Consider the following 26,228-nt stretch of genomic DNA (forward strand, 5'->3'; position numbering starts at 1 on the left):
TCCGACCAACCGGCCGGACCGATAAAGGCACTGGCTTTTAACACGCTGTTGAGTTCTCAAGAAACGGACACCCACCGCGCTCGATCCGCTCTCGCGAACCTCGCTCCGGGGCAACCCTACCAACTTACCAGAGCCATCCTCGTTGTCAAGCGGATCCGTGAAGATCGTTTTGACGGTCGAGGGAAGTTCCTGGCTCTCCGCGTGCCGGACCGGACAGGCCCATGACCTGTCGTGATCGTTCAGCGGAGGTGCCCTTCGGGCCGGCCGCCTTGCGGCGTCCTGCATCCCGTCTCGGGCTGGCCCAGCCATCGTACCCCGGCCCGGGCGCCGCCCGAACCGTTTTTCCGAAGCCTGGTTCCCCGGGGCCGTCCGCCTCTCGGCGTCCCGCATCCCTTGGGGCGTGAGAGACATTAGAAGCCGTCCGATGAAGCGTCAAATCAGGTTGCCGCCGCCTCCCTCCCTCCTGCCACCCGAATGCCATCGGCAGGCCCGATGACCTCCCTCTTCACAGGCTTCGTGGACCGGGTCACAGTGCGGTACCGTTCGCACACCCGCGTCGTCCGCCCGGCCGGAGCCCGCTCCGGCGCAGCGGCGGCGGGCTCCCCGTTCGCGGCCGGCCCCCGACGCCGGCCGAGGTCAGGAGGAACGCTCGTGAGTGTCCCCGCAACCGTCCGCTCTTCCTCGGAGCGCCTGGTGGTCGCCGCGACGATGGGGCCGACCGTCCATGACGTGCACGCCTGGCGGTTCAGGGTCGTGGCCGAGCTCATCGAACTGCACGCCGACCCGGACAGGTTCCGGCCGCTGCACGACCCCGCGGGCCGCGGCCTACACCTGGCCAGCGGCGCCGCGCTGGTGAACCTGCGGCTGACCGCCGCCCAGCTCGGGCACGAGGCCGTGGTGCGGTTGCTGCCCGACGCGGGACGGCCCGCTCTCCTCGCCACCGTCCGGCTCGCGGGACGGCATCGCGTGACGCGTGAGGAACGGCTCCTCTGCGCGGCCACGCTGCGCCCCTCCCCCACCGCGCCATCGCCGTCCGGAACGCGCCCGTCGATGCACGTCGTCAACGAGCTCCGCGAGGCGGCCAGGCTGGAGGGGGCGGCGCTTCACCCCCTGCCACCGGCTCCCGGCGGCGTCGCACAGCGCGCCGTCCTGACCACCGCCGGCGACTCCCGCGCGGCGTGGCTCCGGGCGGGGCAGGCCCTCCAGCGGGTGCTGCTCAGCGGGACGGCCCGGTCCGTGTCGGCCTCGTTCAGCTTCGAGGCGGCGGGCGTCCCCGGGGTGCGCGAGGTGACCACGCCCGGCGAAGTGCCGCAGGCGCTGCTCGACCTCGTCCAGGACGTCCCGGCGCGGTCCCGCCGACGGCTATTCGAGCCGGCGGTAGACCGACAGCACGAAGGACAGGGGAACTGGCAGCGGGTCGGGTAGCGGCCGGAGACGCTCCCACAGCCGTTCCGCCGGCACGTGGTGCGCGCTGGGTCCCATCCCCACGAGGGTCGCGACCTCCTCATGGGTGAGGACGGCCTCGCCCTCGATCCGCTGCCGTGAATCGAACTTGAAGTAGCCGGACAGGGCCGTGTCCATGCGCTCCGTCTTGCGTTCGTCGATCGACAGCAGCCCCAGCGACTCCACAAGCGCGCCGAGATGCCCGGGCGACGGCGTCACGGTGAAGAGGGTCCCGTCGGAGCTCAGCACCCGGTGGAACTCGGCGGCGTTCCGGGGCGCGAACACGTTCACGACCGTCGCCGCGGCACCGTCCCGGACCGGGAGCGGCCGCCACAGGTCGGCCACGACGGCTCCGGCTCGGGGATGCGCCTTCGCCGCGCGGCGGGCGGCGTGTTTGGAGATGTCCAGGGCGAGCCCCAGGGCATCCGGGGACCGGTCCAGGATCCGGCTCAGGTAATGGCCGGTGCCGGCGCCCGCGTCGAGGACCAGGGCACGCCCGTCCACCGTCCGGGCGACGCCGGCGGCGAGACGCTCGGCGGGCGCCTCGAAATGGCCCGCGCCGAGGAACGCGGCGCGGGCGCGCACCATCTCGGGCGTGTCGGCCGTGCCGGGGCGGGCGTTGCCGGGCAGGAGGTTCGCATAGCCCTGCCGCGCGATGTCGAACGCATGCCCGGACGCGCAGAGCAGGCCCCGCTCCGCCAACGCCAGATCCCCTCCGCAGACGGGGCACACCAGGTACGGGACGACATCGGCGAGCATCCGTCCATCATCGTGCATCGGCGGCCCGCGGCGGGCGCCTCGGCCCGCATCTTTGCCATCCCGCCGCGCCGGTGACGGCCGCGCGTCCCCTGCCCGCAACCCGCCGGGCGCGCGGCCCGGGCGGCGGGCCTCAGGTCTCGGCGCGGCGGTGGACGTCCTCCATGTCGAGGGCGCGGACCTTCCCGATCACGTTCTCCAGCACCGGCTCCGGAAGCGCCCCCGGCTCGGCGAAGACGATCACGCCCTCGCGGATCGCCATCAGCGTCGGGATCGAGGCGATCCCGAACCGCTCGGACAGTTCGGGCTGGGCCTCGGTGTCGACCTTGCCGAAGACGATGTCGTCGTGCTTGCCCGAGGACTTCTCGAAGACGGGCGCGAACCGCTTGCACGGCCCGCACCACTCCGCCCAGAAGTCGACCAGCACGATGCCGCCTCCCTGTGCCACCTCATCGAAGTTCTCGGCGGTGAGTGTGACGGTCGCCATGTCGGTTTCTCCTCTGCCGGGGTATCAGGACGGTAGAGCGGCTGACAGCCTCGCAGTATTCCCCACCCGGGAATCACAGGACGGTAATTAGCGTTGACCTCGTAGGGAGATCGCACCGGAGAAGGGTCAGGATGGCTGCAACCCGTACCAAGGGCGACAGGGTCGACGTCCCCGACAAGGATCTTGTCGGAGCGTACCTCGACCGGATCGGCCGTACTCCCCTGCTCGACGCGCAGGAGGAGGTCGATCTGGCCAAGGCGATCGAAGGGGGCCTGTACGCCGAACAGCTTCTCGAGGAGGGGCGCACGCCGGAGGGCGCGTCCCGTGGGGAGCTGGAGGAGCTGGTCGCGGCGGGGCTGCGCGCAAAGCAGCGCTTCGTCGAGGCCAACCTGCGGCTGGTCGTCTCGATCGCCCGGAAGTACCCGACCGATTCGTTGCCCCTCATTGACCTCATTCAGGAGGGGAACCTGGGGCTGATGCGCGCGGTGGAGAAATTCGACTACCGGCGCGGCTTCAAGTTCTCCACGTACGCGACGTGGTGGATCAGGCAGGCGATCGGGCGCGGGCTCAGCCACACCGCCCGCACGATCCGGCTGCCCGTCCACGTGGAGGAGGAGCTTTCCCGGCTGCGGCGCGCCGAACGCCAGCTCGGCCGCGAGCTGGGCCGCGAGCCGACCCGCGAGGAGCTCGCCGGCACGCTCGGCGCGGAGCCCGAGCACGTCGACGAGCTGCTGCGCTGGCGGCGCGACCCGGCGAGCCTCGACGCGACGGTCGACGACGCCGGCGAGACGCCTATGGGCGACCTGCTGGAGGATCCGGACGCCGTGACGCCCGAGGCGGAGATCCTGGCGCTGGACGACCTGGAGGGGCTCGGCCGGCTGCTGGACCGGCTGCCCGAGCGGGAGTCGGCGATCCTGCGGGCCCGGTTCGGGATGGACAACGGCCAGCCGCTGTCCTACGCGCAGATCGGCGCCCGGTACGGCCTGAGCCACAACCGGGTCCGGCAGATCACCGACCGTTCGCTGCGGCGGCTGCGTCAGCTGGCGACCGAGACCGACCTGAGCGGCCGCCGGGCGCTGGCGGGCGCGCCCGCCCCTGCGGAGGAGCCCGTCCGGGCCACCGCCGGAATCCGCGCGGCATGACCATTTGAACGCACACGACCGCATAGCGTAACTTTCTCGCCGGCCGGGCGGCCCCCAGGGTCGCCCGGCCGGCTTTCTGCTGGGCGCAGGCGGCGGACCGGCCCGCCCTTCCGCGGGGAGGAATCCGCACAGAGCGGTCGACCGGTCCCGGACGGCGCGTCGAGCGCGCGCGGCGCCCTATAACCTTTCCGCGTGAGTACTTCCAGCGTCTCGGGGGCGCTCGACGCCTGGCGCGACCTCCCCGCCCTTCAGCAGCCCGAATGGGACGACCCGGCCGAAACGCGCGCCGTCGCGGCCGAACTCGCCGCGCAGCCCCCGCTCGTCTTCGCCGGCGAGTGCGACCAGCTCAAGGCGCGCCTCGCGGAGGTCGCGCGGGGCGAGGCGTTCGTCCTGCAGGGCGGTGACTGCGCCGAGACGTTCGAGGGGTCGAACGCCGACGCGGTCAAGAACAAGCTGAAGACGCTGCTGCAGATGGCGGTGGTGCTCACGTACGCCGCCAGCGTGCCGGTGGTGAAGATCGGCCGGATGGCGGGGCAGTTCGCCAAGCCGCGCTCCAAGCCGTCGGAGGTGCGCGGCGGCGTGGAGCTGCCCGCCTACCGGGGCGACGCGGTGAACGGCCTGGCGTTCGACGCCGAGTCCCGCCGCAACGACCCGCACCGGCTGCTGCGCGCCTACCACTGCTCGGCGGTGACGCTGAACCTCTGCCGGGCGTTCACCAAGGGCGGCTACGCCGACCTGCGGCAGGTGCACGCCTGGAACCAGGACTTCGTGGCGACGAGCCCGTCCGGGCGCCGGTACGAGCAGCTCGCCGGGGAGATCGACCGGGCGCTGACGTTCATGAAGGCGTGCGGGGTGAGCCCGGACGAGTTCCACAGCGTGGAGTTCTACTCCAGCCACGAGGCGCTGCTGCTGGAGTACGAGCGGGCGCTGACCCGCATCGACCACCTCAGCGGCCTGCCCTACGACGTGTCCGGGCACTTCCTGTGGATCGGCGAGCGGACCCGGCAGCTGGACGGGGCGCACGTGGAGTTCCTGCGGCACATCCGCAACCCCATCGGGGTGAAGCTCGGGCCGACGACGAGCGCCGACGACGCGCTGGCGCTGATCGACAGGCTGAACCCGGAGCGGGAGCCGGGGCGGCTGACGTTCATCACGCGGATGGGCGCGGGCCGGATCCGGGAGGCGCTGCCGTCGCTGATCGAGAAGGTGCACCAGAGCGGCGCCCCCGTCGCGTGGATCTGCGACCCGATGCACGGCAACACCTACGAGGCGCCGAGCGGGCACAAGACGCGGCGGCTCGACGACGTGCTGGACGAGGTCGCCGGGTTCTTCGAGGTGCACCGGGCGCTCGGCACGCACCCGGGCGGCATCCACATCGAGTTCACCGGCGACGACGTGACCGAGTGCACCGGCGGCGGCCACGGCCTCGTCGAGGACGATCTGCACCAGCGGTACGAGACGGCGTGCGACCCGCGGCTGAACCGCGGCCAGTCGCTGGACCTGGCGTTCATGGTCGCGGAGCTGTACCGCAAGTCGTCCTGACAGCCGTCCGCGAAGGGCGCGCCCGCGGTCACGCGCGGGCGCGCGCCGCGGCGGCGTGATCCGTGAAGGAAGATCTCCGGTTCGTCGCATTCCCTCGGGGGCGCGACGTCAGATGCTGACCTCGGCCCAGACGACCTTGCCGCCGGTGACCGGGTCGGCGCCCCACGAGGTGGCGAACCGGTCGACGATGAACAGGCCGCGGTGGGACTCGTCGAGAGGGCCGGGGACGGTCAGCCGGGGCAGCTGCGCGGCGCGGTCGCGGACCTCGACGCGGACGCGCCCGGCCCCGCGCAGCAGGCGCAGCTCCAAGGCGGTGCCCGCGTGCCGGACGGCGTTGGCGACCAGCTCGGCGACGATCGCGGTGACGAGCTCCTCACGTTCCATCAGCGCCCAGGTGCGCATGGTGCGGGCGGCGAGGCGGCGCGCGTACTCGACGGCCTCCGTCTGGGGCGCCGCGCGCAACGTGGTCTCCGTCATGGGATCGGTCACTCCGCCCGCTCGCCGTTCCGCATCGTGGTCCGTCCCCTCCGGTCCGGCCGCCCGGAGCCGGGCGGCGCGGTGTCAGCGCCCATCGGCGGACGCCCCCTCCGCCGTGTCCTCGATCAGGAAGCGGTCGAGGCCGGTGGTGCGCAGCACGTTCTCGACGCGGCCGTAGGCGCCGGTGACGGTGAGCGTGGCGTTCTGCGCCCGCGCGTGCTTGTAGGCGCGGACGAGGACGTTGAGCCCCGAGGAGTCGCAGAAGTCGACGGCGGTGAGGTCGACGACGACGACGCGCTCGCCGGCGTCCACGAGCTCGGCCAGCCGGGCCCGCAGCTCATCCGACGAGTGCAGGTCGATGGAGCCGCGCGCGGCTATCGTCGCGCGGCCGTCCTGTCGTGTCGTGTGCAAGGCCAGCCCCACGCCACCCCACCTTACCGATTGTTGGTCTCCATCATGACGCCCGCAGAACGATGAGGGCAACGTCGTCGTTCGAGGGTTCGGGGCCGAAGTCGCGGACCGCGCGCTGGATGCGGGCGGCCACCGCCCCCGCGCTGAGCCCGGTGCAGCCGGCCAGCAGCCGTTCCAGACCGTGGCCGTCGCCGAGCAGCCGGCTGCCCGAGCGGCGTTCGGTGACCCCGTCGGTCACGCACAGCAGCACCTCGCCGCGGCGCAGCTCGACGGTGTCGGTGTGGAACTCCACGCCGTCGAACACGCCGAGGAGCGGCTGGGGCGAGGCGGCCTCGCGGACGCCGCCCTCCGGGTCGAGCACCAGCGGGAGCGGGTGTCCCGCGCTGGTCAGCCTGATCGTCACGCCGTCGCGGCGACGGCGCGCCGCGATCTCGCCGTGCAGCAGGGTGAGCAGCCGGCCGCGCTCCCCTTCGCCGAGGATCAGCCGGTTGAGCCGGGTCAGTACGGCCGGCACCGACATGTCCTCGGCGGCGAGGATGCGCAGCGCGTGCCGGGCCAGGCCGGTGACGGCGGCGGCCTCCGGGCCGGTGCCGCACACGTCGCCGATGGCGAACCGCCAGCGGGACGCGGGCTGCGGGCCGCCGGGCCGGACGCCGGACTCGAACACGTCGTAGAAGTCGCCGCCGACCTCGCTGCCCTCGCCGGCCGGCTCGTAGACCACCGCGACCTCGAGGCCGGGGATCTCGGGGATGCCGGGCGGCAGCAGGCTGCGCTGCAGGGCGCTGCTCATGGCGGTCTGCGCGGAGAACAGGCGGGCGTTGTCGACGGCGAGGGCGGCGCGGCGGCTGAGCTCCTCGGCCAGCTCGATGGCGCTGCGCTGGAACCGGTCCGCGGCCGGGCGGCCGATGACGATGCTGCCGATGCGCCGGCCCCGGGCGATCAGCGGGAAGGCGTAGGCCTGGTCGTCGGCGGTGCCGCCGGCGGCGGCCCGGACCTCCTTCGGCGCGCCGGCCGGGCCGTTCCACGGTCCGGGGGCGTCCATCGGGGGCGCGGCGCCGGCCTGCTCCAGCAGGTCGCGCAGGCCGTCGGCGCGGGTCTCGTCGGCGTGCCACACGTAGGCCAGCCGCGCGGGTTCGGCCTCGGTGACGGTGTAGACGGCGCACCAGGTGGCCAGCCGGGGCACGACGAGCTGGGCGACCAGCGCCATCGTCCGCTCCTGGTCGAGGGTGCCGGCGAGCAGGTCGCTGGCCTCGGCGACGAAGCTGAGCCAGCCGCGCCAGGACCGTTCCAGCTCGCCCACCCTGGCCTTCTCCAGGGACAGCGAGATCTCGTCGGCGAGCCGGCCGAGGCGGGCGCCGTCGGACTCCTCGAACCGGCCGGTGGCCGAGGCGGTCACCACCAGCAGGCCGGTGAGGCGGCCCTGCGACTCCAGCGGCGCGGCGGCCGGGGAGCCCGCCCGCGCCGCGGCGGCGGCCGGATCGCCGGGGCCGGCGGCGACCCACGGCGCGCCGGCGCGGACGGCCGGGGCCAGGCCGCCGACCGTCAGGCCCCCGAGCGGCATCTCCGCGGCGGTGCCGCTCGACGCGCCCATGATCAGCCGTCCGTCGCGCTCGGTCAGCAGCACGGCCGCGCCGTCGGCGCCGAGGACGTCCCGGACGGCCGCGACGGCGTCGTCCATGGCCTCGACCGCGGCCGGGGAGCGCAGCAGCCGGTCGCCGGCGGCGGGCGGCTCGGCCATGCCGTCGGTGTCGAGCCGCTCGGCGTCGAGCCGGTCGTCGCGGGTCCGCCCTCCGGGGGCGGCGGCGCCGAGCCCGGCGGCGGCGGCCGTCTCGAGCGCGGCGAGCTCGTCGAGGTCGGGCGGGGCCTGTTCGGCGGCGGGGCCGCCCGGGGCCGGCGCCTCTTCGGCGCGCCCGGTCTCGGCGGTCTCGCCGGGGGCCGCGCCGGCGTCGGCGCCGGGTCGCGGCAGCCGGAACCACACGCCCTTGGTGCGGCGGTCGTAGGAGACGCCCCAGGAGGCGGCCAGGCGGGCGATCGACGGCAGCCCGCGACCGCTGGAGGCGGTGACGCCCGGCATCTCGATGCCCCGGGTGGGGTGCCGGTCGCGGACCTCGATCTCGATGTCGCCGTCCTCCAGGCGGCAGGACACCTCGAAGGACGTGCCGGCGTAGGCGACCGCGTTGGTGGCGAGCTCGCTGGTGGCCAGCACCGCGTCGTCGGCCGCCTCCTCCATGCCCCAGTCGGCGAGCACCTTCCGGACGAAGCGGCGCGCGTCCGCCACCGCCGCGGCGGCGGACGGGAACGTCGCCGACGCCGTCTGCCGATCCAACTGCCGTCCCTCGTTCGAAGCCTGATTACCCGGGTCTGGCCATCGTGGCAGACTGTCCGGCCACCCGGCCACGAGAGTCGTGAACCGGGGCCGCGGAACGTCTCTGACCTGGTGAGCGCCCCCCGCCACAACACGACAGACCGTAACACGAAGACTACGGGCCCCGATCCGCGACCTATGCCGCGTGTCCACCGTGGGCGCGCGATTCGGGTGGGGGAACGGCCGGCAACGTAGAGTACAGATGCGGCCGGGAGGCGGTCCCGAAGGACCGGTCCCCGTGCCGGGCAACCCGGCGACCGCGGGCCAGGAGGATGAAGAGCATGCCGCGTACAGCGTCCCGTGCCCGCCCCGCGGGCGGGTCTCGCGACACCACGCCGCGTTACAGCGACGCCGATCTCGAACCGCTGCTGAAGGCGCTGGCCGCCGTCCGCGACGGCAGGACGGGCGCCGAGCTGAACGTGCCCGGCGAGGGCGCCGTGGCCGAGGCCGCGGGGATCCTCGACGAGATCCGGCGGAACGGCCACGACCTCGCCACCGGGCTGGCCCGGGTGCGGCGCGAGATCGGCCGCGAGGGCCAGCTGCGGGGCCGGCTGGCGCCCGGGCCCCTGCGCGGGACGTGGGCGACGGCCGTGGAGGACGCCAACGCGATCATCGACAAGCTGACCGACCTCGCCACCGGAATGCACCGGGTGGTGGAGGCGGTGGCGGCCGGCGACCTGAGCCAGCGGGTCGAGCTGCGGGTCCGCGGCCGGCCCATGCGCGGCGAGCTGCTGCGGATGGCCAAGTCGGTGAACGGCATGGTGGAGCTGCTGGACCAGTTCACCTGGGAGGTCACGCAGTTCGCCCGCGAGGTCGGCACGGAGGGCCGGCTCGGCGGGCAGGCCCCGGCGCGCGGCATGACCGGCCGGTGGCGGGACGTGACGGCGGCGGTGAACGTGATGGCGGGGCGGCTGACGTCCCAGGTCCGCGACATCGCGGAGGTCACCACGGCGGTGGCGCAGGGCGACCTGACCCGGAAGGTGACGGTCGAGGCGACCGGTGAGCTGCAGGAGCTGAAGCTCACCGTCAACCAGATGGTCGACCAGCTCTCGGCGTTCGCCGACGAGGTGACCCGCGTCGCCCGCGAGGTCGGCACCGAGGGGCGGCTCGGCGGCCAGGCCAACGTGCGGGGCGTGAGCGGGGTCTGGAAGAACCTGACCGACAACGTCAACGCGATGGCGAACAACCTGACCTACCAGGTCCGCAACATCGCGCAGGTCACCACCGCCGTCGCCGAGGGCGACCTGGGCAAGAAGATCACGGTCGACGCGCAGGGCGAGATCCTGCAGCTGAAGGACACCGTGAACACCATGGTCGACACCCTGTCGGCCTTCGCCGACGAGGTCACCCGCGTCGCCCGCGAAGTCGGCACCGAAGGACGCCTGGGCGGCCAGGCCAACGTGCCCGGCGTCAGCGGCGTCTGGCGCGACCTGACCAACAACGTCAACGGCATGGCGTCCAACCTGACCTACCAGGTCCGCAACATCGCGCAGGTCACCACCGCCGTCGCCGAGGGCGACCTCAGCAAGAAGATCACGGTCGACGCGCAGGGCGAGATCCTGGAGCTCAAGGACACCGTGAACACCATGGTCGACACCCTGTCGGCCTTCGCCGACGAGGTCACCCGCGTCGCCCGCGAAGTCGGCACGGAGGGGCGCCTCGGCGGGCAGGCGAACGTGCCCGGCGTCAGCGGCGTCTGGAAGGACCTGACCGACAACGTCAACTCGATGGCGAACAACCTGACCATGCAGGTGCGCGGGATCGCCCAGGTCACGACGGCGGTCGCGCAGGGCGACCTGACCCGCAAGATCGCGGTGGACGCGCAGGGCGAGATCCTGCAGCTCAAGGACACCCTCAACACCATGGTCGACACGCTGTCGGCGTTCGCCGACGAGGTCAGCCGGGTCGCCCGCGAGGTCGGCACCGAGGGCCGGCTCGGCGGCCAGGCGCACGTGCCCGGCGCCGGCGGCATGTGGAAGGACCTGACCGACAACGTCAACGGCATGGCGTCCAACCTGACCTACCAGGTCCGCAACATCGCGCAGGTCGCGACGGCGGTCGCGCACGGCGACCTGACCCGCCGCATCGACGTCAACGCGCAGGGCGAGATCCTCGAGCTGAAGACGACGCTGAACACGATGGTGGACACGCTGTCGTCGTTCGCCTCCGAGGTGACCCGCGTCGCCCGCGAGGTCGGCAGCGAGGGGCGGCTCGGCGGGCAGGCCGAGGTCGAGGGCGTCTCGGGCACCTGGAAGCGGCTGACCGAGAGCGTGAACGAGCTGGCCCGCAACCTGACCACGCAGGTCCGCGCGATCGGCGCGGTGGCCAGCGCGGTCGCCACCGGCGACCTGACCCGGACGATCACCGTGGAGGCGCGCGGCGAGGTCGCCGAGCTGTCCGACAACGTCAACCTGATGGTCGCCACCCTGCGCGAGACGACCCGCGCCAACGAGGAGCAGGACTGGCTCAAGACCAACCTCGCCCGGATCGGCGGGCTCATGCAGGGGCACCGCGACCTGATGCAGGTCGCCGAGCTGATCATGCGCGAGCTGACCCCGACCGCGAGCGCCCAGTACGGCGCGTTCTACCTGGCCGAGGGCGGCGAGGACGCCGAGCTGGTGATGATCGCCGGGTACGGGACGCGGCGCAGCCGGATCGGCACGGTCCGGTTCGCGCTCGGCGAGGGGCTGGTCGGGCAGGCGGCGCAGGAGCGCCGGCCGCTGCTGATCAACGACGCGCCGGCCGAGTACCTCAAGATCGGGTCGGGGCTGGGCGAGTCGTCCCCGGTCAACATCATCGTGCTGCCGATCGTGTTCGAGGACGAGGTGCTCGGCGCGATCGAGCTGGCCTCGTTCGGCCGGTTCACGGACGTCCACCTGGCGTTCTTCAGCCAGCTGATCGAGACGATCGGGGTGACGCTGAACGCGATCCGCGCCAACACCCGGACCGAGGCGCTGCTCGGCGAGTCGCAGCGGCTCGCGCAGGAGCTGCAGGAGCGCTCCGACGAGCTGCAGCGCCAGCAGGGCGAGCTGCGGCACTCCAACACCGAGCTGGAGGAGAAGGCGGCGCTGCTGGCCCAGCAGAACCGCGCGATCGAGATCCAGAACTTCCAGATCGAGCAGGCGCGGCGGACGCTGGAGGAGCGCGCCGAGCAGCTGGCGATCTCCTCGCGGTACAAGTCGGAGTTCCTGGCGAACATGTCGCACGAGCTGCGCACGCCGCTGAACAGCCTGCTGGTGCTGGCCAAGCTGCTGTCGGAGAACCAGGGCGGCAACCTCACCGACAAGCAGGTCGAGTTCGCCCGGACGATCCACGAGTCCGGCACCGACCTGCTGGAGCTGATCAACGACATCCTCGACCTGGCCAAGGTGGAGGCCGGGAAGATGGAGGCGCACCCGCAGCGGCTGTCGGTGCCGGCGCTGGTCGACTACGTCGACGCCACGTTCCGCCCGCTGTCGGTGGACCAGGGCCTGCAGTTCGGGGTGGAGGTCGCGCCGGACGTGCCGGCGACGCTGAACACCGACGAGCAGCGGCTGCAGCAGGTGCTGCGCAACCTGCTGTCGAACGCGGTGAAGTTCACCGCCGAGGGCGAGGTCCGGCTGGTGATCGAGCGGGCCGGGGACATCGACTTCACGCTGCCGGCGCTGTGGAACACCCCGGACGTGATCGCCTTCCGCGTGGTCGACACCGGCATCGGGGTGAGCGCGGACAAGCTGCAGGAGATCTTCGAGCCGTTCCAGCAGGCCGACGGGACCACCAGCCGCCGCTACGGCGGCACCGGGCTGGGCCTGTCGATCAGCCGGAACATCGCCCGGCTGCTGGGCGGGGAGATCCAGGCCGAGAGCCAGCCGGGCCGCGGCAGCGTGTTCACGCTGTACCTCCCGGCCCAGTACAGCGAGCCCGAGGCCCGGCGCCGGTCCGCGGCGCCGGACGAGGCGGACGGGGAGCCGCAGGCCGTGTCCGCCCTGCCGGCGGGCCGCGCCGCGGACGAGGACGGCGCGCCGCGCGCGGCGGCGGGCGCCGGCCGCGAGAACGGGCGGCAGGCCGGGCGGCGGGGGGCCGAGCGTCCGGGGCGGGCGGAGCCCGCGGTGAACGGGATGCTCGCCGAGCCGCCCGCGGACTTCGTCGACACCCTGCTGTCGGGCCGCAAGGTGCTGATCGTCGACGACGACGTCCGCAACGTGTTCGCGCTGACCTCCGTCCTGGAGGGCTACGGGATGGAGGTCCTGTACGCCGAGGACGGTCAGGCCGGGATCGACCTGCTGCACCGCAACCCCGACGTGGCGATCGTGCTGATGGACGTGATGATGCCCGGCCTGGACGGCTACGCGACCACGGCGGCGATCAGGCGGATGCCGCAGTTCGCCGAGCTGCCGATCATCGTGATCACCGCGAAGGTGATGAAGGGCGATCGCGAGAAGAGCCTCGAATCGGGCGCGTCGGACTACGTGCCGAAGCCCGTCGACGTGGACCATCTCCTTGACGTCATGAGGAACTGGCTGCAACCCTCCATCGTCCGCTGAGGAGAGGGGTCCCCGGGCAGGTAGGGTCGCCGTGGGCGCAGGAGCACGGCCGCGGGCGCGGGAGCACGGGCGCGGCCGTACGGCGGGGGCCGGACCGGAAATCGGAGAGACGACGCGTGGACGACAAGGCGAAGATCCTGCTCGTGGACGACCGCGAGGAGAACCTGATCGCGCTGGAGGCCATCCTCAGCTCGCTCGATCAGGATCTGGTCCGGGCGCGGTCCGGCGAGGAGGCGCTGAAGGCCCTGCTCACCGACGAGTACGCGGTCATCCTGCTGGACGTCGTCATGCCGGGGATGGACGGGTTCGAGACGGCCCGCGACATCAAGCGCCGCAAGAAGACCCGCGACCTGCCGATCATCTTCCTGACGGCGGTGAACAGCGATCCCGACTACGCGTTCCGCGGCTACGCGGCGGGCGCGGTCGACTTCATCTCCAAGCCGTTCGACCCGTGGGTGCTGCGCGCGAAGGTGTCGGTGTTCGTGGAGCTGCACACCAAGAACAAGCAGCTGCGCGACCAGACGGCCCTGCTGCGCGAGCAGGCCGCGCTGCTGCGGGAGCAGTCGACGCTGCTGAAGGCGCGCAACGCCGGGGCGGCCAGGGGTGACGAGGCGGCCCAGGGCGACGGGGAGGCCGACGGCCCACGGGCCTCCGACCGGTTGACCGAGGTGGTGGAGCAGGCCGAGACGGTCGGCAAGCACCTGCCGCCCGCGCTGCGCGGCGAGTACGACGAGCTCGAGCGGCGCCTGGCCGCGCTGCGGGAGGTCCTGGACGGCGGCTGACAGCCGCGTTCCCGCGCGGCGGGGCCCGGCCGCCGCTGATCGACTGGCCGTGTCCGGTCAGTGACGCTTCGCAGCCCGCGGCGCCGGGGAGGGTTCCGCCGGGAGGTGGGCCGTGGACGTCGCCGGGCTGTTCCTCGCGGGCGCCGGGGCGGGGCTGCTGGCGGGCGGCACCACGTGCGCGGCGACGCAGATCGGCCTGCTGACCGGCGCGATCGGCGGAACCCCGGACGGTACCGCCGGTGCCGGATCGCGGGTGCCGCGTCCGGTCCGTCAGGTGTCGGTGTTCCTGGCGGCGAAGCTGGGGTCGCATGTGGCGCTGGGCGCGCTGCTCGGGCTGCTGGGCGGCGCGGTGCAGCCGGGGCCGCGCCTGCGCGGGGCGCTGCTGGCGGCCGCCGCGCTGGTCCTGGCGGTGTTCGCGCTGGATCTGCTCGGCTTCCGACCCGCGCGCCGGCTGCTGCGGCGGCGCGGGGCTTTCGAACCGGGTTCCGAGGAGCCGGACGGCCACTGTCACGTGCCTCGGGGCGGGCGGTCGCGGCGGCCCGTCGTGCTGGGGGCGGCCACGGTGCTGGTCCCGTGCGGGCTGACGCTGTCGGCGGAGTTGCTGGCCGTGACGTCGCGGTCGGTGCTCGGCGGAGCCGTGGTGATGGGCGCGTTCGTGCTGGGCACGGCACCGCTGTTCGGGCTGATCGGCGTCACGGTCGGGCGGGCGATGGCGCTGCTGCGGGGGCGGCTGACCGCGCTGCTCGCCGTGGCGCTGCTCGCGGCGTCCGGCTGGACGCTGCTGTCGGGACTGCGGCTCGGCGGCTGGCTGCCGGGCGGCGGCGGGACGGCGGCGGCCGACTCGGCGCGGTTCGTCCGGACGGACGGGACGGGCACCCAGTTCGTGACCGTGTGGGCGCTCGACCGGGGCTACCGGCCCGCGCTGCTGACCGCGCGGGCCCGCGTGCACACCGTCCTCGTGCTGCGGACCCGGCACACGTCCGGGCACATGCGGGTGTTCACCATCCCGAGCCGCGACCGGGACGTGTACCTGCCGGCGACCGGCGAGACGCGGGTCGATCTCGGCGCCCCGGAGCCGGGCCGGATGCGCTTCATGTGCGCGTCCGGCCACTACCCCGGGGCGATCACGTTCCGCTGACCCGCGGCGGCCGGGTCAGGACGACGCGGCGAGCTTCGCGCGGGCGGCGGCGATGCGGGCGAGAGTCCGGTCGCGGCCGAGGATCTCCAGGGACTCGAACAGCGGCAGGCCCACGGTGCGGCCGGTGGCGGCGACGCGGACGGGCGCCTGGGTCTTGCCGAGCTTGAGGCCGTGCTCGGTGCCGATGCGCTCGAGCCGGTCCTTCAGTTCGGCGGCGTTCCACGGCGCGTCCCGGTAGGCGGCCTCGGCGGCGGCGAGGATCGCGGCGGCCGGCTCCTTCATCGCCTTGGTCCAGGACTGCTCGTCCTGCGGCGGCTCGTCCAGGAACGCGAAGTCGATCATCTGCACGATCTCCGACAGCAGCGCGACGCGGGTCTGCGCGAGCGGCGCCAGCTCGGCGAACACCGCGACGTCCACGTCGAACGGCGCCTCCTGCAGGAACGGCAGGCACTCGGCGATGAACTTCTGCTCCGGCAGCGCCCGGATGTACTCGCCGTTGATCGCGCGCAGCTTCTTGACGTCGAAGAAGGCGGGCGAGGAGTTGACGTCCTCGATGCGGAACTCGTCGACGATCACGTCCCAGGGGACGATCTCGCGGTCGCCGGACGGGGCCCAGCCGAGCAGCATCAGGTAGTTGCGCATGGCCTCGGCGAGGTAGCCCTCGGCCCGGTAGTCCTCCAGCGCGACCTTGTCGCGGCGCTTGGACAGCTTCTGCCGCTTCTCGTTGACGATCACCGGGACGTGCGCCCACACGGGCGGCTCGCCGCCGAGCGCCTCCCACAGCAGCTGCTGCTTGGGCGCGTTCGACAGGTGCTCCTCGCCGCGCACGACGTGGGTGATGCCCTGGCTCATGTCGTCGACCGCGTTGGCCAGCAGGAACGTGACCGATCCGTCGGCGCGGGCGATGACGAAGTCCTCCAGGACGGCGTTGTCGAAGACGGGCTTGCCGCGCAGCAGGTCCACGACGGTGGTCTGGCCCTCGTCGGGGGTGCGGAAGCGCAGGGCGCGCCCGGGGCCCGGCTCCAGGCCGCGGTCGCGGCAGAACCCGTCGTAGCCCTTGTGCTGGTCGCCGGTGCGGGCGACGACGGCCTCGCGGGTGCAGTCGCAGTAGTAGGCGCGGCCCTGCTCCTTCAGCGTCCGGGCGGCCTCGGCGTGCTTGTCGGCGTTGGCGGACTGGAAGTAGGGGCCCTCGTACTGCTCGCCGTCCATGCCGAGCCAGGCCAGGGCGCGGATGATGCCCTCGGTCCATTCGGGGCTGTTGCGCGAGGCGTCGGTGTCCTCGATCCGCAGTACGAGCGTGCCGCCGGACTGGGCCGCCATCACCCAGTTGAACAGCGCGGAGCGGGCGCCGCCGACATGGAACATGCCGGTCGGCGAGGGCGCGAAACGTACCCGGATCGAAGAGCTCGAAGACATGCCCCCAAGGGTAGAGCGCGCGAGGGGCCGCTCGCGCCCCGATAAGGACGCGCCGCCCGGCGTGGCGTCACCCGTCCTGCCCGGACGCCGGACCGGGCGCGGCGGTCAGGGCTTCCAGTGCGGGTCGCGGCCGGCCAGCCCGAGGAGGCGGTCGAGCAGCGGCGCGTCCTCGGGGACCGGGATCTCGGGCCCGAACGCGCCGTACTCGCGGCTCATCTCGGCGGTCGGGACGAGCTGCTCCCAGGCCGCCTCGACGACCTCCGGCGGGAAGGCGGGGTCGCGGCCGGTGGCGGCGGCGAGGTCCCAGCCGTGCACGACGCACTCGCCGAAGACGATCCCGGCGATGAACGCGGCGGGCATGCCCTCCTTGTTGCCGGTGAGGCTGGTGTTGCCCTCCCAGGCGGCGGGGTCGCTCCAGGCGTCGGCGGTCCTGCGGGCCTGCTCCTCGAACCGCTCGGCCCAGCCGGGCTCGGCGGTGAAGTCGTGGTCCTCGCCGGGTCCGGTGGTGGGCTCCTTGCGCGCGGCGGTCTCGCCCCGCGCGTTCCAGAGGATCAGGTGGTTGACCATCGCGCGCACGTCCCAGCCCGGGCACGGCGTGGGATCACTCAGCCGGTCCTGCGGGATCTCCAGGACGATCCGCGCCGCGGCGTCCGCGGCGGGCCGCATCCGGCTCCGGACATCCATGGCGGCTCCTTCGCTCATCAGTTCGAACATGTGTCCACGCTAGGCCAGGCCCCGGCGCGCGGTCTTGAAGAAACGCGACACCGTTAGCCTGAGCCGATGGGCCGATCCCTACCCGGCGGGACGCGCGGAATCCTGCACGCGCGGACGGGCCTGGAGCGTTTCCGGGTCGAGCGGACGGCGCCTCCCCCGGCGTTGGCCCCCTTCGTGGCGCACATGTGGGTGCTGCGCTGGGACCTGACGGGCCGTCCGCCGCACCGGCAGCGGGTGCTGACCCGGCCGTCGGTCCACGTGACCTTCACCAGTTACCTGACGAGCGGCGCGACGCGGGCGCGGATCGCCGGGGTGGTCCGCGACGACTTCGTGGAGGAGATCGCCGACGAGGGCCGGGTGATCGGCGCGGCGTTCCGCCCGGGCGGGTTCCGGCCGTTCCTGGACGGGCCGGTGTCCGCGCTGACCGGCCGGTTCGCGGCGGTGGACGAGGTGTTCGGCGAACCGGGCCGGGCCCTCGCCGCGGAGATCTTCGCGACGCCCGGCGACGGCGACGCCGTCGCCCGCCTGGAGGGCTTCCTCGCCGGTCTGCGGCCGGAACCCGACCCGGCCGCCGAGCGGGCCGCCGCGATCGTCGCGCGGATCGCGGACCGGCCCGGCGTCGTCCGCGTCGGCGAGGTGGCCCGGGACGAGGGCATGAGCGCGCGCGCCCTGCAACGGCTGTTCCACGAGTACGTGGGGATCGGCCCGAAGTGGGTCATCCGCAGGTTCCGGATGATGGAGGCGGCCGAGCGGGCCGCGGCGGGCACCCGGGTCGACTGGGCCGGGCTCGCCGCCGAGCTGGGCTACGCCGACCAGGCCCACTTCACCCGCGACTTCACCGCCGCGGTCGGCACCTCCCCCGCCCGGTACGCGCGGGAGGAGGGTTTGGCAGGATCGGGACATGACGGACCCCCGCCCGACCCCCGGCCCCCTCGATGACCTGACGGCCTTCCACCGGCTCGCCGCGGAGCGGCTGGCCGGGTTCGAGCACACCACCGTCCCGGACGCGCCCGGCCTGCGCCGCGCCGGGGTCGTGCTGTGCGTGGTCGAGGACGGCGGCGTCCCGTCGGTGATCCTGATCAAGCGCGCGTACCGGGGCCGCAACGCCGGCCAGTGGGGGCTGCCCGGCGGGCGGCTGGAGGACGGCGAGACCGCCGAGGAGGCGGCGCTGCGGGAGCTGCACGAGGAGATCGGCCTGCGCGCGGGCCCGGGCGACGTGGTCGGCCGGCTGGACGACTTCCCCGCCACGTCCGGTTTCGCGATCACCCCGGTCGTGGTCGTCCTGGCCGATCCGGGGCCGCTCGCGCCGAACGCGGACGAGGTCCATTCCGTCCACTACACGAGCCTGCGCAGGCTCGCCGACGACGACACCCCGAAGTGGGTGCCGCTGCCGGACGGCGGCAGCCTGCTGCAGATGTGGCTCGGGCCGAACTGGCGGGTCCACGCCCCGACCGGCGCCATGCTGTGGCAGTTCCGGGAGGTGGTGCTGCTCGGGCGCCGGGCCCGGGTGGCGGGCTTCGCCCAGCCCGACTGGACCCGCAACTAGCGGAATCCAGCCGGGCGGCCGCCGGCTCGGCGGGCTAGAACGTGCCACCGTCGATGACGATGCGCTGGCCCGTCAGGTAGGACGCGCCGTCCGACACCAGGAACCGGACGACGCCGGCGACCTCCTCGGGAGTGCACACGTGCCCGTAGGGGAACGAGGCGTCCACCTGCCGGATGTCGTCGACCCCCATCGTGGCGCGCACCAGCCGCCGCCCCATGTCGGTGTCCACGACGCCGGGCGCGACCACGTTGACGTGCATGCCGTTGGGGCGCTCCTCTTTCGCGAGGACCTTCGCCAGCGCCTCCTGGGCGGCCTTGCCCATCGCGTAGGGGGCCGAGGCAGCGTGCATCAGGTCGGTGACCACGCTGGACACGAACACGATGTCGCTGCGGTCCGCGCGCCGCATCAGCGGGATCAGCGCCTGGCTGAGGTGGTGAGGGCCGAAGGCGTGCACGCGCAGAACCCGCTCCAACTCGGCCGGGTCGGTGTCGGCCACGGTCGCGCCGCGGCTGGCGATCCCGGCGCTGTGCACGAGGATGTCCAGTGCGCCGAACGCCTCCTCGACCGCGGCGGCGAGCGCCCGGCAGTCGTCGAGCGAGTCGACGGAAGCCTGGACGGCGTGCCCCGCCACCCCGGCGGCCTCGATGTCGGCGACGGTCTTGCGGGCCGCCTCCTCGTCGCGCCGGTAGGCGATCGCGACCCGGGCGCCGTCGGCGGCCAGGGCCAGCGCGATGGCGCGGCCGATTCCCCGGCTGCCCCCGGTGACCAGGGCGGTACGGCCGGCGAGAGAACTCATGGACACTCCTTCGTCAGGTCGCGGAACGCGGAGCACCATCCTGCCCGGCGGCCGTCCACCGATGTAAGCGGGCCCTGACAAGAGCCGCCGCCCCGGTTGTGGCCCGGCGATGTGGAGACCCGCGGCCTCCGCGCGACGTTCCGGACTCCGCCTCAGCGGGCGAGGGCGCGCAGCCAGGCGGCGCCGCGTTCGAGGTCGCCGTCGGTGAGGCCCACGAGCGGGTCGACGGCGACCAGGAGGTGCTCGCCCACGCCCTCCTCGCCGGCGATGCACTCCGTCGCGTCCGGTTCGTCCTCGAACCAGACGAACGGCCGCCGCTCGGCCCACGCCGCGACGTGCCGGGCCTTCCAGGCGCCGAGGGTGCCGCCCTCCTCGATGCCGGGGAACCGCGGGATCGGCACGAACGGCAGTTCGGGCAGCCCGATCCGGGGCGAGATCCACTCGTTGGCGTTGTCGCACCAGTAGCTCGCCCAGGCCAGTTCGGCCCCGGTGGATTCGGCCAGTTCGAGCAGGGACGGGCCGTGCGCGGCGTTCAGCCACAGGCGGTAGGTGACGCCGTTGGGCGAGCACCGGTGCCGCTTGTAGCCCCGGTGCGGCCTTTCGAACGGATTGAGCACTCCGTCAACGTCCAGCAGCACCAGCGGCGACCCCATACCCGAGAACCTACGGCATGCGGAAGGGAAGTTACATCAAGGTCATTTTGGGCAGCGTTTTGACAGTTTTGGCTCCATGACCGAAACTGCACCGGGCTCATCGAGGCGACACCCTGTGGAGAGGCGGTAACGAGGCGTGAGCGACCAGGATTTGAGGACGGCGCCGGCCGGGACGTCGCACGTCGACGCCGGGGACGCCGGCTACCGCAAGTCCCTCAAGACCCGCCACGTCAACATGATCGCGATCGGCGGGGCCATCGGCACCGGGCTGTTCCTCGGCGCCGGCGGGCGGCTGGCCAGCGCCGGCCCGTCGCTGGCCATCGCGTACGCGGTCTGCGGGTTCTTCTCGTTCATGGTCGTGCGGGCGCTCGGCGAGCTGGTCCTGCACCGCCCCTCGTCGGGGTCGTTCGTCTCCTACTCGCGCGAGTTCATGGGCGAGAAGGGGGCCTTCGTCGCGGGCTGGATGCACTTCCTCAACTGGTCCACGACCGGCATCGTCGACATCACGGCGATCGCGCTCTACATCCATTACTGGAAGATGTTCACGAGCATTCCGCAGTGGGTGCTGGCGCTGATCGCGCTCGCGGTGGTCGTCACCATCAACCTGATCTCGGTGCGGATCTTCGGCGAGCTGGAGTTCTGGTTCTCCATCGTCAAGGTGGGCGCGCTCGTGGCGTTCATGTGCGTCGGCATCGTGCTGGTGGTCACCGGGCACAAGGTCGGCGCGCAGGACGCCGGGCCGATGATGATGTTCGACCACGGCGGCGTCTTCCCCAAGGGCGTGCTGCCGATGCTGGTGGTCGTCCAGGGCGTCGTGTTCGCCTACGCCTCGACCGAGCTGGTCGGCGTCGCCGCCGGCGAGACCGAGAACCCCGAGAAGGTCATGCCGAAGGCGATCAACTCGATCGTCTGGCGGATCCTGGTGTTCTACGTGGGATCGGTGCTGCTGCTCACGATGCTGCTGCCCTGGAGCGCCTACAAGGAGGGCGAGAGCCCCTTCGTCACCGTGCTGGGCAAGCTGGGCGTGCCCGCGGCGGGCGGCGTGATGAACCTGATCGTGCTCACCGCGGCGCTGTCCAGCCTCAACTCCGGGCTGTACTCCACCGGCCGGATCCTGCGCTCGCTCGGCGCGGCCGGCTCGGCGCCCCGGTTCACCATGGCCATGAGCAGGTCGCAGGTGCCCTACGGCGGCATCCTGCTGACCACGGCGATCTGCGTGCTCGGCGTCGGGCTCAACGCCTGGGTCCCCAAGGACGCTTTCGAGATCGTGCTGAACTTCGCGGCGATCGGCATCCTCGGCACCTGGGCGATGATCATGATCGCGCACCTGCTGTTCGTCCGGCGGTCCCGCGAGGGGACGCTCCGCCGGCCGTCCTACCGGCTGCCCGGCTCGCCGGTCACCGAGATCGTCACGCTGGTCTTCCTCGCCTCGGTGCTCGTGCTGATGTGGTTCGACCGCGACGGCGAGGGGCACAACACCGTGCTGGCCGTCCCGGTGATCATCGCCGCGCTGGTGGCCGGCTGGTTCTGCGCGCGGGGCCGCATCGCGGCCGTCCGGGCGTCCCGCGCGGGTGCCGCGGCGGAAGAATGACCGATCCCTGACCCGCCGGGACCGATTCGGCCCCGGCCGGGCGGGCATTGTGGGGGCATGTGCCGACTGTTCGGGATGACGACCGGCGGGCCGCGCGTGCACGCCACGTTCTGGCTGCTGGACGCCCCCGACAGCCTGAACTCCCAGAGCCGCCGGATGCCCGACGGGACGGGGCTCGGCTGGTTCTCGCTCGGCGGGGAGCCCGTCCGCGACCGCGCGCCCATCGCGGCGTTCGAGGACGCCGACTTCAACGCCGAGGCCCGCGACATCGTCTCCCACACGTTCATGTCGCACGTCCGGTACGCCTCGACGGGCAGGCCCGAGGTGCACAACTCCCATCCGTTCGTCATGGACGACCGGTTGTTCGCGCACAACGGGATGGTCCGCGGCCTCGACGTGATCCGCTCCTGGCTCACCGACGTGGAGCGCGCCCCGGTGCAGGGGCGGACCGATTCCGAGCTGGTCTTCGCCTACGTGACGGCGGAGATCCGGCGGCACAGTGACACCGCCGCCGGCCTGATCGCCGCGGTCCGGCGCATCGCCGCCGAGGTACCGGTCTTCGCGCTGAACATCCTGCTCGCCGAGTCGGGGCGGCTGTGGGCGCTGCGCTACCCCGACACCCATGAGCTGTGGGTGCTGGAGCAGGAGCTCGGCCAGGACGAGGCGGTCTGCCACCTGTCGTCCGGCCGCGAGCCCGGCCGGGTGCACGTGTCGGCGCACCGCGAGCGAGCGGCCGCCCACGTCCTGGCCAGCGAGCGGATGGACGACGACCCCGGCTGGCGGCTGCTGGAGCCCGGCGAGCTGCTGGTCGCGGAGGGCTCCACCGCGACCTCGCTGTTCCCGTTCGACCGGCCGGCCCACCGGGTGTCCCCCGACGATCTCTCGGTGACCGAGGCCACGTCGCAGACGTGATCCGCTTCACCCGCGGGCACGTAGGGTTGACCGGGTCGGACGAGCGCCCTTGAGGAGTCCCGGAGCAATGGAGCACGAACTCACCCTGATGGCGGTCCACGCCCACCCGGACGACGAGGTCCTCAGCACCGGCGGGCTGCTCGCGCGGTGCGCCGCCGAGGGGATCCGGACGGTGCTGGTCACCTGCACCAACGGCGAGCAGGGCGACGACTCGGGCGGCGTGAAGCCGGGCGAGCCGGGCCACGACGCCGAGGAGGTCGCGCAGCGGCGGCTCGCCGAGGTGCGCGAGTCGGCGGGGATCCTCGCGGTGACGCACCTGGAGCTGCTCGGCTACCGCGACTCCGGCATGGAGGGCTGGTCCACCAACGAGGACCCGCGCGCCTTCGCGAACGTCCCGCTGGAGGAGTCCGCCGGTCGGCTGGCCGAGCTGATGGAGCGCTACCGCCCGCAGGTCGTCGTCACCTACGACGAGAACGGCGGCTACGGGCACCCCGACCACATCCAGGCGCACCGCATCGCCGTCGCGGCCACCGAGAAGACCGGCATCCCGGACAAGCTGTACTACACCGCGATCCCCCGGTCCGGCGTCGCGCAGATGTTCGAGGTCGCGAAGTCGGCGGGGGTCGACCTGGGCTTCGAGCCCCCGGACGACTTCGGCGTCCCGGACGAGATGATCACCAGCGCCGTGGACGTCTCCCCCTACGCCGAGCGCAAGGTCAAGGCGCTGCAGGCGCACGCGAGCCAGGGCGAGAACATCTTCTTCCTGCGGCTGCCCGAGGAGGTCCAGCACATGGCCTTCTCGAACGAGACGTTCATCCGGCACTTCAACCGCGTCGACGCCGCCCCCGCCACCGAGGACGACCTGTTCGCGGGCCTGCGCTGACGCCGGACGCCGCGGGGCTCGGGCGGCGGGCTCAGGCTGGGGCCGCGCGCCGCGCCCGGGCCCGGTAGTGGTCAAGGACGTCCTGGCGCAGCAGGGAGGCGAAGCCCGCCCGTTCCAGCCGCAGCGCCAGGGCGGCCTCGCCGATGCCGAGGACGGCGGCGGTCGCGTCCAGCCGCCACCCGTTCTCGGCCAGCCGCTTGAGCAGGTAGCCGCGGCGCACCTGCGTGTCCGAGAGCCGGAACGTCTTCAGGTAGGCGACGCGGCCGTCCTCGTCCGTGATCGTCTCGCCGATGTGGTTCTCCTTGCGGAGCCCGAAGGACGGCAGGAAGCGCGACAGCCGGAACCCGTGCATCCGCTGCACGAGCTGCGTTGATCCTTCGTCGTCGAACAGGTCGCCGGCCATGACCTCGTCGTGGAACGCCGCCCATTCCTCGCGGCGGCGGGACGCGGCGGCGCGCAGCTCGCGGATCGAGGTGATGCCGACGCCGTCGATCGGCGCGGACACGTCGCCGGCCGGCGCGCCGAGCAGCCCGTACTTGTAGATCAGCTCGCCGAACAGGTCCTCGACCAGCGTCGCGTGCAGGGCCCGGTAGTCGCCCGGATGCGGCACGACGAACGCGCTCGCCAGGGCGTCGGCCACGTAGACGAGCAGGCCGCACTGCCCCGGATGGATCTCGAAGATCCGCAGCGCGTCCTCCAGGCCGCGCACCCGCAGCCCGAGGTAGGTCTCCTCGCACCGCGGCGACAGGCCGCGCGCCACCGCCCGCCTCGACCACTCCTCCCACACGATCTCGGGGCCGCCGAAGTGCAGCGCGAGGTAGCCCTCGACGGCCAGGTGCAGGGGCAGGAAGCGGAGCCGGTCCCTGCCGGCCTTCCGCGCCATGCGCCGGGTGAAGCGCACGGGCATGCGCGGCGGGGCGGCGGCGGTGTCCCGCTCCAGCAGGCGCGTCCCGTACGCGGCGGAACGGCCCGGGTCGCCGTCGCTCCAGTCCGCGACGAAGGCGTGCGGGACGAACGCGGCGTAGGCGGTCCCGTCGCCGACGTCCACGACCGACACCGGCTCCTCGTAGACCTTCCGGTGCAGGCGCAGATGCGGGACGGGCTCGTCCCGGACGAGCGGGACCAGCCGGATCGAACCCCACACCTGAGCGGGCCTGGTCTCCAGGCCGTCCAGCGCGAACGTCATGCGCCCTCCCCCAGGAAACGGGCCGTCCGGTCGTCCAGGTGGGCCCGCAGGCCGGCCAGGCCGACCCGTCCCTCGGCGAACCGGGCCAGCTCGACCAGCGTCGGCAGGTCCTCGGCGTCGCGGATTCCGGCGGTCGGCACGGACGGCGACAGCCGCCGCACGTCGAAGTCGTCGGCGTCGTACACCGGGTTGAGGTGGGCGATCAGGACCCGCTGCCCGGGCGCGAGCCGGTGGCCGGGGTCCAGGCGCGTCCGCCAGATCCGCAGGACGTCCGCGGCCAGGCCGGGCGGCGCGTTGTCCCAGCCGTCGGAGATGATGACCAGCCGCTCGGGCCGGGCCTCCAGCGCGTCGAGGATCCGCTCCCCCAGCGGCGTGGGCCCGAACGGGTGGACCAGCAGCTCGTCGGTGCGCCCCGACGTCCACAGCGGGACGTACTCCTTCGCCAGCGCCTCCAGCAGGTAGTGCGCGGCGAGCGCGACCGCCAGCGGGCGGCGCCGCTTCTGCCCGGAGCCGGTCGAGGAGTGGCTGTCGTCCAGCACGGCCGCGACCCGGCCCCACGAGCCGCGCGCCGCGCCGGCCACGCGGCGGGCCGCCGTCCGCAGCGCCTCGGTCAGTTCCGCGCGGCGGGCGGCGCGGTCGTCGAGCGGGAGCGACAGCACGTAGGAGGCCAGCCTGGTCAGCGGCATCACGGTCAGGTCCGCGGCGACCGCCCCGGCCTTCGCCTCCCGCGCGCTCTCCTGCAGGCGCAGCCGCTCCAGGCGGGTCAGGCGCGGCGCGATGCGCTCCAGGAACACCTCGCGGGGAACGCCGTGCTTGGCGGCGAACCCCTCGGCGACCGTGTAGGGCAGCTCGTACAGCGCGGCCTTCTCGTAGTGCGCGCGGCGCCACCGCTCGAAGATCGGCGTCTCGTAGGCCTTGACGCGGTGCGGGGCGAACAGGAAGTCGCGCAGCTCGCCGTCCGGCTCGACGTGGGCGTGGCGGATCGCGGTCTTGACGCCGCCGCGGTACTTGACCGCGTCGAACGCGGGGTCGGCGCGGCCGGCCAGCCAGTCGCGGATGATCGCGCGCGTCCGCCGGTTGTTGACCTTCAGCCGGCGCAGCTCGCGGATCAGCCGGTACACGCGCTGCCGCGGCATCAGCTCCAACCGCCGCGCGATCAGCCGTCCCTCCAGCCGGCGCCGCTCGGCGCCGGCGTCGCCCGCCCGCACCAGCAGGTTGCGGACGATGATCGCCGCGTTGTGGTCGTTCACGTCGAGCGCCAGCGCCGCGGCGTAGACCTCGCGGTAGTTCTCCAGCATGTAGGTGTGCAGGAATTCGAGGGAGAGGTGCTGCTCGCCCGGGTGGTGGTGGAACTCCCGCTGCCCGGTGGAGGTGATCGCCGCGTTGACGAACATCAGCGCGTCCTCGCAGGCGATCAGGTCCGCGAACGTCTCGCTCATCGCTTCCCAACGGTGGCCGGGGGCTC

22 protein-coding genes are annotated in these 26,228 nt (G+C 73.1%); 11 read left to right on the forward strand and 11 right to left on the reverse strand.

The window, feature by feature from the left end; all coding sequences use genetic code 11:
• The first annotated feature begins 651 nt into the window (after positions 1–651).
• Positions 652–1,425, forward strand: coding sequence for a hypothetical protein (locus ABD296_RS05305; RefSeq protein WP_344262044.1), 774 nt, complete (start codon positions 652–654; stop codon positions 1,423–1,425).
• Here the strand turns inward: ABD296_RS05305 and ABD296_RS05310 are convergent.
• Together ABD296_RS05310 and trxA are read right to left on the reverse strand one after the other, a co-directional pair.
• A complete protein-coding gene (locus tag ABD296_RS05310; RefSeq protein ID WP_344262046.1) occupies positions 1,363–2,202 on the reverse strand; it encodes a putative RNA methyltransferase in 840 nt (279 codons plus the stop codon). The genes ABD296_RS05305 and ABD296_RS05310 overlap by 63 nt on opposite strands.
• Before the next feature lie 130 nt (positions 2,203–2,332).
• Positions 2,333–2,686, reverse strand: a complete 354-nt coding sequence (gene trxA / locus ABD296_RS05315; protein ID WP_344262048.1) for a thioredoxin — start codon at positions 2,684–2,686, stop codon at positions 2,333–2,335.
• A gap of 131 nt (positions 2,687–2,817) precedes the next feature.
• Between trxA and ABD296_RS05320 the strand changes: the two genes are divergently transcribed.
• Together ABD296_RS05320 and ABD296_RS05325 are read left to right on the forward strand one after the other, a co-directional pair.
• Entirely contained in the window at positions 2,818–3,828 is a 1,011-nt protein-coding gene (locus tag ABD296_RS05320) for a sigma-70 family RNA polymerase sigma factor (RefSeq protein ID WP_344262050.1), read from the forward strand.
• 192 nt (positions 3,829–4,020) lie between these two features.
• Positions 4,021–5,370, forward strand: coding sequence for a class II 3-deoxy-7-phosphoheptulonate synthase (locus tag ABD296_RS05325; protein ID WP_344262052.1), 1,350 nt, complete (start codon positions 4,021–4,023; stop codon positions 5,368–5,370).
• 108 nt (positions 5,371–5,478) lie between these two features.
• Here ABD296_RS05325 and ABD296_RS05330 read toward each other — a convergent pair whose 3' ends face one another.
• The 3 genes from ABD296_RS05330 to ABD296_RS05340 form a co-directional block, all read right to left on the reverse strand.
• Positions 5,479–5,847: an ATP-binding protein gene (locus ABD296_RS05330; RefSeq protein ID WP_034517645.1), complete on the reverse strand. Its 369-nt coding sequence runs from the start codon at positions 5,845–5,847 to the stop codon at positions 5,479–5,481.
• Between the two features lie 84 nt (positions 5,848–5,931).
• Positions 5,932–6,270 carry an STAS domain-containing protein gene (locus ABD296_RS05335; RefSeq protein ID WP_344262055.1) on the reverse strand — a complete coding sequence of 113 codons (339 nt, stop codon included), beginning with the start codon at positions 6,268–6,270 and terminating at the stop codon, positions 5,932–5,934.
• Between the two features lie 31 nt (positions 6,271–6,301).
• Entirely contained in the window at positions 6,302–8,584 is a 2,283-nt protein-coding gene (locus ABD296_RS05340; protein WP_344262057.1) for a SpoIIE family protein phosphatase, read from the reverse strand.
• 320 nt (positions 8,585–8,904) lie between these two features.
• Between ABD296_RS05340 and ABD296_RS05345 the strand changes: the two genes are divergently transcribed.
• The 3 genes from ABD296_RS05345 to ABD296_RS05355 all read left to right on the forward strand — a co-directional run bounded on the left by ABD296_RS05345 (position 8,905) and on the right by ABD296_RS05355 (position 15,066).
• A complete protein-coding gene (locus ABD296_RS05345) occupies positions 8,905–13,146 on the forward strand; it encodes a HAMP domain-containing protein (RefSeq protein ID WP_344262060.1) in 4,242 nt (1,413 codons plus the stop codon).
• A 116-nt stretch (positions 13,147–13,262) separates the two neighbouring features.
• Entirely contained in the window at positions 13,263–13,928 is a 666-nt protein-coding gene (locus tag ABD296_RS05350; protein WP_344262062.1) for a response regulator, read from the forward strand.
• Positions 13,929–14,040: 112 nt separating this feature from the next.
• Positions 14,041–15,066 (forward strand): sulfite exporter TauE/SafE family protein, encoded by a 1,026-nt coding sequence (locus ABD296_RS05355; protein WP_344262064.1) that lies wholly within the window; start codon positions 14,041–14,043, stop codon positions 15,064–15,066.
• 15 nt (positions 15,067–15,081) lie between these two features.
• On the opposite strand, the gene gltX is transcribed toward ABD296_RS05355, so the two are convergent.
• Together gltX and ABD296_RS05365 are read right to left on the reverse strand one after the other, a co-directional pair.
• On the reverse strand, positions 15,082–16,482 hold the full coding sequence (gene gltX / locus ABD296_RS05360; protein WP_344262066.1) for a glutamate--tRNA ligase: 1,401 nt from the start codon (positions 16,480–16,482) through the stop codon (positions 15,082–15,084).
• A 105-nt stretch (positions 16,483–16,587) separates the two neighbouring features.
• Positions 16,588–17,166 (reverse strand): TIGR03086 family metal-binding protein, encoded by a 579-nt coding sequence (locus ABD296_RS05365; RefSeq protein ID WP_344262068.1) that lies wholly within the window; start codon positions 17,164–17,166, stop codon positions 16,588–16,590.
• A 96-nt stretch (positions 17,167–17,262) separates the two neighbouring features.
• Here ABD296_RS05365 and ABD296_RS05370 point away from each other — a divergent pair, with 96 nt between their 5' ends.
• Both ABD296_RS05370 and ABD296_RS05375 read left to right on the forward strand, forming a co-directional pair.
• Positions 17,263–18,135 carry a helix-turn-helix domain-containing protein gene (locus tag ABD296_RS05370; RefSeq protein ID WP_344262070.1) on the forward strand — a complete coding sequence of 291 codons (873 nt, stop codon included), beginning with the start codon at positions 17,263–17,265 and terminating at the stop codon, positions 18,133–18,135.
• Complete coding sequence (locus ABD296_RS05375; protein WP_344262072.1) at positions 18,098–18,742, forward strand: NUDIX hydrolase; 645 nt, start codon at positions 18,098–18,100, stop codon at positions 18,740–18,742. Before ABD296_RS05370 ends, ABD296_RS05375 begins: the two co-directional genes overlap by 38 nt.
• Before the next feature lie 34 nt (positions 18,743–18,776).
• Here the strand turns inward: ABD296_RS05375 and ABD296_RS05380 are convergent, their stop codons facing one another.
• Positions 18,777–19,538, reverse strand: a complete 762-nt coding sequence (locus ABD296_RS05380) for an SDR family NAD(P)-dependent oxidoreductase (protein WP_344262074.1) — start codon at positions 19,536–19,538, stop codon at positions 18,777–18,779.
• A 152-nt stretch (positions 19,539–19,690) separates the two neighbouring features.
• On the reverse strand, positions 19,691–20,191 hold the full coding sequence (locus ABD296_RS05385) for an HAD domain-containing protein (protein WP_344262076.1): 501 nt from the start codon (positions 20,189–20,191) through the stop codon (positions 19,691–19,693).
• Between the two features lie 136 nt (positions 20,192–20,327).
• Here ABD296_RS05385 and ABD296_RS05390 point away from each other — a divergent pair, with 136 nt between their 5' ends.
• The 3 genes from ABD296_RS05390 (at position 20,328) to ABD296_RS05400 (ending at position 23,577) form a co-directional block, all read left to right on the forward strand.
• Positions 20,328–21,782 carry an amino acid permease gene (locus ABD296_RS05390; RefSeq protein WP_344262078.1) on the forward strand — a complete coding sequence of 485 codons (1,455 nt, stop codon included), beginning with the start codon at positions 20,328–20,330 and terminating at the stop codon, positions 21,780–21,782.
• Positions 21,783–21,839: 57 nt separating this feature from the next.
• The gene (locus ABD296_RS05395; RefSeq protein ID WP_344262080.1) at positions 21,840–22,694 is read left to right on the forward strand and encodes a class II glutamine amidotransferase; all 855 of its coding nucleotides are present in this window, start codon (positions 21,840–21,842) and stop codon (positions 22,692–22,694) included.
• Between the two features lie 67 nt (positions 22,695–22,761).
• A complete protein-coding gene (locus tag ABD296_RS05400) occupies positions 22,762–23,577 on the forward strand; it encodes a PIG-L family deacetylase (protein WP_344262082.1) in 816 nt (271 codons plus the stop codon).
• Between the two features lie 31 nt (positions 23,578–23,608).
• Here the strand turns inward: ABD296_RS05400 and ABD296_RS05405 are convergent, their stop codons facing one another.
• Entirely contained in the window at positions 23,609–24,763 is a 1,155-nt protein-coding gene (locus ABD296_RS05405) for an ARPP-2 domain-containing protein (RefSeq protein ID WP_344262084.1), read from the reverse strand.
• Entirely contained in the window at positions 24,760–26,202 is a 1,443-nt protein-coding gene (locus ABD296_RS05410; RefSeq protein ID WP_344262086.1) for a hypothetical protein, read from the reverse strand. Before ABD296_RS05410 ends, ABD296_RS05405 begins: the two co-directional genes overlap by 4 nt.
• Between the last annotated feature and the right edge of the window lie 26 nt (positions 26,203–26,228).

It is taken from the genome of Actinomadura napierensis (assembly GCF_039529375.1).
Taxonomy (GTDB): Bacteria; Actinomycetota; Actinomycetes; order Streptosporangiales; family Streptosporangiaceae; genus Spirillospora; species Spirillospora napierensis.

Bases quoted from the DNA above. Each gene is read 5' to 3' on its own strand.
- ABD296_RS05320 (WP_344262050.1), top strand. From the start codon at position 2,818: ATGGCTGCAACCCGTACCAAGGGCGACAGGGTCGACGTCCCCGACAAG.
- ABD296_RS05310 (WP_344262046.1), bottom strand. From the start codon at position 2,202: ATGCTCGCCGATGTCGTCCCGTACCTGGTGTGCCCCGTCTGCGGAGGG.
- ABD296_RS05395 (WP_344262080.1), top strand. From the start codon at position 21,840: ATGTGCCGACTGTTCGGGATGACGACCGGCGGGCCGCGCGTGCACGCC.
- ABD296_RS05385 (WP_344262076.1), bottom strand. From the start codon at position 20,191: ATGGGGTCGCCGCTGGTGCTGCTGGACGTTGACGGAGTGCTCAATCCG.
- ABD296_RS05380 (WP_344262074.1), bottom strand. From the start codon at position 19,538: ATGAGTTCTCTCGCCGGCCGTACCGCCCTGGTCACCGGGGGCAGCCGG.
- ABD296_RS05400 (WP_344262082.1), top strand. From the start codon at position 22,762: ATGGAGCACGAACTCACCCTGATGGCGGTCCACGCCCACCCGGACGAC.
- ABD296_RS05375 (WP_344262072.1), top strand. From the start codon at position 18,098: ATGACGGACCCCCGCCCGACCCCCGGCCCCCTCGATGACCTGACGGCC.
- ABD296_RS05405 (WP_344262084.1), bottom strand. From the start codon at position 24,763: ATGACGTTCGCGCTGGACGGCCTGGAGACCAGGCCCGCTCAGGTGTGG.
- ABD296_RS05410 (WP_344262086.1), bottom strand. From the start codon at position 26,202: ATGAGCGAGACGTTCGCGGACCTGATCGCCTGCGAGGACGCGCTGATG.
- ABD296_RS05330 (WP_034517645.1), bottom strand. From the start codon at position 5,847: ATGACGGAGACCACGTTGCGCGCGGCGCCCCAGACGGAGGCCGTCGAG.
- ABD296_RS05370 (WP_344262070.1), top strand. From the start codon at position 17,263: ATGGGCCGATCCCTACCCGGCGGGACGCGCGGAATCCTGCACGCGCGG.
- trxA (WP_344262048.1), bottom strand. From the start codon at position 2,686: ATGGCGACCGTCACACTCACCGCCGAGAACTTCGATGAGGTGGCACAG.
- ABD296_RS05345 (WP_344262060.1), top strand. From the start codon at position 8,905: ATGCCGCGTACAGCGTCCCGTGCCCGCCCCGCGGGCGGGTCTCGCGAC.
- gltX (WP_344262066.1), bottom strand. From the start codon at position 16,482: ATGTCTTCGAGCTCTTCGATCCGGGTACGTTTCGCGCCCTCGCCGACC.
- ABD296_RS05365 (WP_344262068.1), bottom strand. From the start codon at position 17,166: ATGGATGTCCGGAGCCGGATGCGGCCCGCCGCGGACGCCGCGGCGCGG.